At 45.9% G+C, this 7300-nt stretch carries 7 protein-coding genes; all 7 read left to right on the top strand.

The features are described 5' to 3' along the window. The first annotated feature begins 99 nt into the window (after nucleotides 1-99). The 7 genes from CAG68_RS01805 (at nucleotide 100) to CAG68_RS01775 (ending at nucleotide 7147) form a co-directional block, all read left to right on the top strand. Nucleotides 100-2193: a TonB-dependent siderophore receptor gene (locus CAG68_RS01805; RefSeq protein ID WP_161440718.1), complete on the top strand. Its 2094-nt coding sequence runs from the start codon at nucleotides 100-102 to the stop codon at nucleotides 2191-2193. Nucleotides 2194-2267: 74 nt separating this feature from the next. Then, a complete protein-coding gene (locus CAG68_RS01800) occupies nucleotides 2268-3035 on the top strand; it encodes a DUF3450 domain-containing protein (RefSeq protein ID WP_005374260.1) in 768 nt (255 codons plus the stop codon). Beyond that, entirely contained in the window at nucleotides 3036-4403 is a 1368-nt protein-coding gene (locus CAG68_RS01795) for a MotA/TolQ/ExbB proton channel family protein (protein ID WP_025768072.1), read from the top strand. It abuts the gene before it with no gap. Then, nucleotides 4403-4957, top strand: a complete 555-nt coding sequence (locus tag CAG68_RS01790; protein ID WP_017635540.1) for a MotA/TolQ/ExbB proton channel family protein — start codon at nucleotides 4403-4405, stop codon at nucleotides 4955-4957. The genes CAG68_RS01795 and CAG68_RS01790 overlap by 1 nt, the downstream gene beginning before the upstream one ends. Next, nucleotides 4954-5358, top strand: a complete 405-nt coding sequence (locus CAG68_RS01785) for an ExbD/TolR family protein (protein WP_005374257.1) — start codon at nucleotides 4954-4956, stop codon at nucleotides 5356-5358. The genes CAG68_RS01790 and CAG68_RS01785 overlap by 4 nt, the downstream gene beginning before the upstream one ends. After that, a complete protein-coding gene (locus CAG68_RS01780; protein WP_005374256.1) occupies nucleotides 5358-5978 on the top strand; it encodes an energy transducer TonB in 621 nt (206 codons plus the stop codon). The genes CAG68_RS01785 and CAG68_RS01780 overlap by 1 nt, the downstream gene beginning before the upstream one ends. Beyond that, nucleotides 5975-7147: a tetratricopeptide repeat protein gene (locus CAG68_RS01775; RefSeq protein WP_017635539.1), complete on the top strand. Its 1173-nt coding sequence runs from the start codon at nucleotides 5975-5977 to the stop codon at nucleotides 7145-7147. Before CAG68_RS01780 ends, CAG68_RS01775 begins: the two co-directional genes overlap by 4 nt. The last annotated feature ends 153 nt before the right edge of the window (nucleotides 7148-7300 follow it).

Here is a 7300-nt window from a genome sequence, read left to right as displayed (position 1 = left end):
TGGCAATACTTATCACTTATATTCACCCGCGAAATAATTAAGAGGGAATCGCATTCAACAAGTATGTGACCCGAAAAATAATAATCGGAGTGAAAGGATATGTTTACTAAGAGCCATTTGGCGTTAGTGATCGGTGCAGTGTTAGCAACACCTGCAGTGGCGGAAGTTCAAACAGACGAACATGTAGTTGTAGAAGGTCGAGAGTTCGGCTACAAGGCAGATACAAACAGTACAGCAATGCGCATGGAAATGACGCAGCTGGAAACGCCGGGACAAGTAGCGGTTATCGATGAAACGGTAATTGATGAGCAGCGTGCAAGTACACTTGGTGAAGTGCTACGTAACGATGCAAGTGTTAGCGCGGGTGGTACAAGCCGTAACCGCGAACGTTTCTCTCTACGTGGTTTTGAACTTAGCAGTTCAGACGGTTTTCTTCGTGATGGTCGTCAACACTGGTCACACTACCGTCAGCCAATTGAGCTTTTAGAGCGTGTTGAAGTGCTTAAAGGTCCATCAGGTCTGCTATACGGTAAATCTGAGCCGGGTGGTTTGGTAAACATGGTTTCGAAAAAACCAACAACTCAAACACAAGCAAGTTTGAGTCAAGATCTAGGTTCGAATGATCACTCACGCACTGTGCTTGATGTGAGTGGCGCGCTAAATGATGCAGAGACACTGCGAGCGCGCGCAATTTTTGCCAAAGAAAGCTACGGCTCTTGGCGCAGGTACGGTGATGGCACTGAGCCTAAAACAGATCGTACGGTAGCTGGCCTAGTGGTTGAGTACGATATCACCGACAACTTTATGGTATCGGCTCATTACGATCGCACGAAAGACGACGGTAGCGTGGACTCTGGCGCATACATTGTTGATGGCAAAGCGGTTCGCGGTGATAAGTACATTTGGGATGCGCAGTGGTCTGAAATTGATAACGAAGTAGAAAACTACGGTGTCGATATTAATGCGCAAGTCACGGATAACGTGAACGTAAAAGCAGGTTACAACCGCCAAGACTTTAAGCGTTTTGATGTAGAGTCTTACCCTAAGTTTGATCAGTATGAAGAGTTAAATACGATTAAGCATCGAGGCAACGATCGCTCCGATAATTGGGTATTTGATACTGCATATATAGATGTGACGACGGACTTTACTTTGTTCGGTACGGAAAACACGTTGTTAGTGGGCGCTAACTACTTAGATTACAGTTATGATCGCTTTATGGCATTTCATAATGAGGCGAGTATTGCGCCAGGAGAAACGGTGCCTAAGCCTAGCTATAGTAGTTCGAGGAAATCACCAACAGCTGAGTACGATACTTGGGGTATCTACGCGCAAAATATGATGACGATTAATGATTACTGGCAAGTGCTTGCAGGTGTTCGTTATGACGAAAAGCGTGATGATGAACTGACCGAAAACCAAGTTTCTCCAAAGTTAGGTGTGATATTCCACCCATCGACGAATGGCTCGGTTTACGTTCAGTATTCTGAAAGCTTCATGCCTCAAGGTGAAGTCAGCAACGGTAGTCGTACCTACATCAATGAAGGTGAGAAACTCGACGCTGAGCGTGGTATCTCTTATGAAATCGGTACGAAGTGGGAACTGTTTGATCAGCGTTTATTTGTATCTGGTGCTGTGTTTGATATCACGTTAGAGAACATCTCGCTGGATGTTGAAAGCGGCAAAGACGCGGGCGGCAATCTCCTACACAAGAAAACGCAAGGTGGTGAGCAAGTTCACAAAGGCGCTGAGTTAATGGCTCAAGGTTTTGTGACCCCAGAGTTGTCGCTAACCGCTTCTGCAATGTATTTGGATGCAGAGCTTAAGAAGGCAGAAAGATATGAAGGTAACCGCCCTGTAGACGTGCCAGAGTTCTCGGCAAGTCTATGGTCTAGCTACAAGGTTCAAGACAACACTAACTTAAACCTTGGTTTGATTTATGAAGGTGATCGCTACGGTGATGCAAAGAACACCTTCAAGAAAGATGGCTACGCTCGCGTTGATATGGGCGTGTCATACAAACATAAGTACGATGAAAACTTGGATATCATTGCTCGATTCAATGTCGAGAATTTATTCGATACCGACTACTTCGCAGGTGGTGGTAGCACGAATGGCGAGCAAAAAGGTGCGAGTGGGGTTGTGGTTGGAGAAAGCCGCAACTACATGGCAACAATCCAGTTCAAGTACTGATAACAATTTGATTATTAAAGGGGAAGGGTAGTCTTCCCCTTTGGTCGTTTTTGGAACACAGAAATATAACTCGTATGAATCTAATGAAATCAAGTATCGCTCTGTTGATATCATCGGTTTTGATTCCCGCTCACGCGGCGAACTTAAACGATGCACAAGCTGTGCAGAGTAAAACAAACCAGTCGTCGGCGGTAAGCCAAAAACGTATTGATGCAAGCGCAGAAAAATCACTTACTCTAGAAGCTGAAATTGAGCAGCTGCAAGAGGAAGTCGGTAACTTGAAGATTTATCGCGATCATCTTGCAAGCCTTGTTGAAAGTCAAAATCAAGAAGTTGATAGCTTGAACGAGCAAATTGAGCAGATTGCTCAAACTCGTCAAGGTGTCGTGCCTTTGATGTATCACATGCTTGAGGGCTTAAAAGTGCTCGTCGCTAACGACAAGCCTATACGCAAAGCGCAACGTGAGGAGCGAATTGCAAAGCTGGATTCCATGATGACGCGTGCAGACGTTGCGGATGCAGAGAAGTTTCGTCGTATTTTAGAAGCGTACCAAATTGAAATGGATTACGGCACCAAGCTTGGCGTTTACCAAGGCAAGATTAACCTGGGTGACAATGAAGCTGTGGAGGCGGACATTCTCTATTTAGGCCGTTTGTCTTTGGTAGCGCGTAGCTTATCTGGTGACACATTTTGGAGCTGGTCACAGCAACAACAAGCATGGCAACAAGTGGGTTCTGAGCAAAAATCAGAGCTAGACAAAGCGTTCGCTATGGCGAATAAACAGATCGCGCCGAGTATGTTAACTCTGCCAGTGTCGTTAACCGCTGCGGAGGGCAAATAAATGATGAAAAAATGGTTATCGGTTGCATTAATCTCGACAGCCGCATTAATGCCTTATACAACTTTTGCTAGTGATGCGTTGTTACAAAAGGCGCAGCAAGAAAATCGTCAACAGCAATCGCACAATGTCGCGCGTGAATCAGGTTTTAAGCAAACAGAGCAAGACCTACAGGCTATAAAGAATAAATTGGTGGCAGAGCGTGCTGCTCTTCAAGCAGAGGCGGACTCATTAAGTGTTACCTTCGGTGAAAATGAAGCAGAACTGGCACAGCTAGAAGAAAAGTTGCGTCTAGAAACCGGGAGCCTAGGTGAGTTATTTGGCGTCGTTCGCCAGAACGCAAAAGAGCTAGAGTCTGAGCTAAAAAGCTCAGTAACCGGTGTAGATGCAAACTCATATCAGAAAGATATCGATGCTATTGTTGCGGCTAAATCACTGCCAACGTTGACCCAACTTCAGGCGATGTGGCGCAGCATGGAAGAACAAATCAAAGCAAGCGGTGAAATGGCAAACGTCTCTTTCACACTGCTAAATGGCGAAGGTCGTGAACAAACGGTTAATGGTGTTCGTCTTGGTTCTATGGCGCTGCTGGATGAGACTGGCTACGTTAAGTGGAATGGTCAACGCGGAGACGCGGTAAACTATCTTCGTCAGCCTGAGAACGGTCCAACAGCGAATACTATTTCCTCTGGTGACATTGATGCACTTGTCATTGATCCGTCACGTGGCATTCTTCTTGAACAGCTTGCAAACTCACCGACTTTGGCTGATCGCCTAAATGCGGGTGGCGTTGTCGGCAAAATCATCCTTGGCTTATTGGCTATCGGCCTATTGATTGCGCTCGTACGTGGTGCATCACTGATGATTTCGCGTCAGAAAATCATGAAGCAACTGAAAACCCCAGCGCAGCCAGGAAACAACCCTTTGGGTCGCGTGCTTGCGGTATACCAGAAAGACAAGCATCGCAGCGTAGAAGCGTTAGAACTACGTCTTTTGGAAGCTGTTGTTGATGAGCAAACCCACCTAGAAAAAGGGTTGTCGATGCTTAAGCTTCTTGCTGCTCTAGCTCCTATGCTTGGCCTACTAGGCACGGTAACGGGTATGATCGAAACCTTCCAAGTCATCACTCAATTTGGTAATGGTGATCCGAAAGTAATGGCGGGTGGTATTTCAATGGCACTTGTGACTACCGTACTTGGCCTTGTTTCAGCCATGCCTTTGCTATTAGCGCACAACGTATTGAGCTCTCAAGCAGAAAATATTCGCAGTATCTTAGAAAAACAAGGCATCGGTTTAGTTGCAGAACAAGCTGAGCGTGATATGCCGAGTAACAAAAGTCACTCTAACACCTTAGCGGAGAACGCAGCGTAATGGAGCAGATCCTACTCAGCACATTGGGTTTGATCAGTGAGGATTGGGCCACAACCTTGATGAGCTTTATGCAGCAAGGTGGTCAAATCCTATGGTGGCTGGCCGCTGTCGTGGCGGTGTGCTGGCTGTTGGTTATGGAGCGAGTTATTTATCTCACAACGGTTTTCCCTGGGGTAAAAAAACAGCTTTGTGAGCAGTGGCAAGCAAGATCAGAGCACCACTCTTGGTACGCGCATCAAATCCGTGAAGGATGGATTGCAAAAGCGCAAATCGAACTGCGCCAAAACCTATCGACTATTAAGCTACTTGTGGCGGTTTGCCCAATGCTAGGGTTGTTAGGGACGGTGACAGGCATGATTACGGTGTTTGACGTAATGGCATCGCAAGGCAGCAGCAATCCGAAATTGATGGCTTCTGGTATCTCACTTGCTACGCTGCCAACCATGGCAGGTATGGTAGCAGCGCTTGCGGGCATGTTTATTCATGCTCGCCTTAGCAAAGTGTGTGAACGAAAAGCTATCCAGTTAGAACAATCTTTAAGGAGTCAAAAGTGAGACTCGGACGCAGACCTAACCAACAAGATGAAGCTCAAGTCGATTTAACCTCGATGCTTGATATCGTCTTCATCATGTTGATCTTCTTCATTGTGACCAGTTCGTTTGTACGTGAATCCGGTGTAGAAGTGAATCGCCCTCAGGCTTCTAATGTAGTAAGTCAAAAAGACGCGGGCATTTTTATCGCAGTAACGGCAGCGAATGATGTGTACATTGACAAACGAGTGGTTGATATTGAGCGTGTTGAGGCCTCTATTGAGCACCTGTTACTTGATCAGCCTGATGCTTCGTTAGTTATCCAAGCTGACGAGCATGCTTACAATGGCACTGTCGTGAAAGTGATGGACGCTGCAAAGGCAGCAGGTGTGAAGAACATTGCATTGGCGGCGGAGAAACCTTAATGGGCAGGCTGTTACTTGCACTACCAGCATCACTGTTAATTTCTGTGAGCTTGTTTAGCTTTATGGCGTGGATGGTTGATAAAGGCAACCAGCGTGCACCAGAAGCTTCAGAAGCCGTTCGTTTTGATATGGTGATGGTAGAGAATGAAGCAGACGTGCAGCGTCGTCAACGTTCAGTGCCGGAGCAACCAGAACCACCTCAAGCGCCGGAGCCAATGGATCTGTCTCAAGCTGACACTCAAATGGAACCAATGAGTCAGATGACGCCAGTCAGTGCTTTAGGTTTAAACACTGCCCTTGAAGGCATCGCGATTAGCGCCCCAAACTTGAAGGGAACAATGGGCAACCAGCAAGCACTGCCGTTGTATCGTGTTGATCCTCGCTATCCAAGTAAGGCGCTGAAACGTAGAGTGGAAGGTTATGTCATTATGCGTTTCACGATCGATGCAACTGGACGACCAAAAGATATTGAAGTGATCGAGGCTGAGCCCGAGCGCATGTTTGAAAGGGAAGCAATCCGTGCGCTTAAAAAATGGAAGTATCAGCCAAAAGTTGAGGATGGTGTGTCAATTGAGCAGTTCGGACAAACCGCTAAAGTGGAGTTCAAGTTAGCCAAATGATGAAAAAATTCTTAATCGGTACGGTATTAAGCCTGAGTGCACTCTCAACCATTGCCAGTGAGTTAAGCCAATACACCGCAGCGAGAGTTCAACGAGCACACAACTTGGCTCAAGAGGAGAAACTAAAAGAAGCGATTTCATCTCTTGAAGCTATGGAGCTTTCTCGTGGATATGACCAAGCTTATGTCGCTCGAATGTTGGGTATTTTTTACTGGCAGAACGAGCAAACTCAAGCGGCGATTAAGCAACTTGAGTTGGCAGTCAATAGTGGTTTGCTACAAGATGAGCAAGCATGGCAAACCCGAAAAATGTTGGCTGATATACTGCTGAACGAGCAACGTTTTTCTAAGGCTTTACCTCATTACTATGCCTTGAGCAAAAACATTCCTAAAGGTCAAAAAGCGCATGAACTATGGCTGCGTATTTCCCAATCTCATTATCAACTGAGTCAGTGGCAAAAAGTGCTTTCAGCAATGGCTCGTTATGAGAAGTTTGGTCAGCCAGACAAGCTTGGCGCATTGTCGATAAAGCTTTCTGCTGAGCTAGAACTGAAAAAGTGGAAGCCGGCAATCTCGACCATCAAACGCTTAATCGTGATTGAACCTGAACGAATTGAATGGTGGCGTCAGCTTGTTGCTCTATACCTACGGGTTGATGACAACAAACGTGCCCTAGACTCTTTGGCGTTGGCAAAACTGAAAGGGTTACAACTTAGCCAAGATGACTTAAAGCTGCTGGCACAACTGTACGCGAAACGAGGTATTCCTGAGAGAGCTGCGTTGGTGATGAACGAGCTAGAGGATGTAAACTCGAATAGTAAGCTAAAAGCTCAGCAAGCAACGTATTGGCAAATGGCAAAAGAGTGGGAAGAGTCTATTGATAGCTGGCGTATTGCAGCTCAGCTAGATAGGCAGTATTACTGGAACTATTCTCAACTGTTGGTGCAAGAAGGCCATTATAAAGATGCCATTGCCGCGCTCGATAAGGTCAGAGGTCGTAAAGCGGATGTTGCACTTATCAAAACTCGCGCTTACTACAAACTTAAGCGGTTTGACGATGCGCTCGCTAATGCCAAAAGAGCGAATGAGATTAAGCCATCGAATCAGGCAAAGAGTTGGGTTAAGTATCTATCACAGCTACGCAAAGTAGAATCGACGCAGAACTCATAGCGAACATTTTTATTAAATACCCGATCTCAGTCTCGGGTATTTTTTTGTCTAAAGTCATAAAGGCTATTTATTGTATGAGCTTTTCATAAAAAGCTAATGCATCAAATGGTCGGGAGAAAAAAGGGCTTTTCTCTATATATTCTTGATGTACCT

It is taken from the genome of Vibrio sp. V42_P2S4T144, from assembly GCF_009904715.1.
Taxonomy (GTDB): Bacteria; Pseudomonadota; Gammaproteobacteria; order Enterobacterales; family Vibrionaceae; genus Vibrio; species Vibrio alginolyticus.
This window is presented reverse-complemented; position numbering and strand designations above follow the sequence as displayed.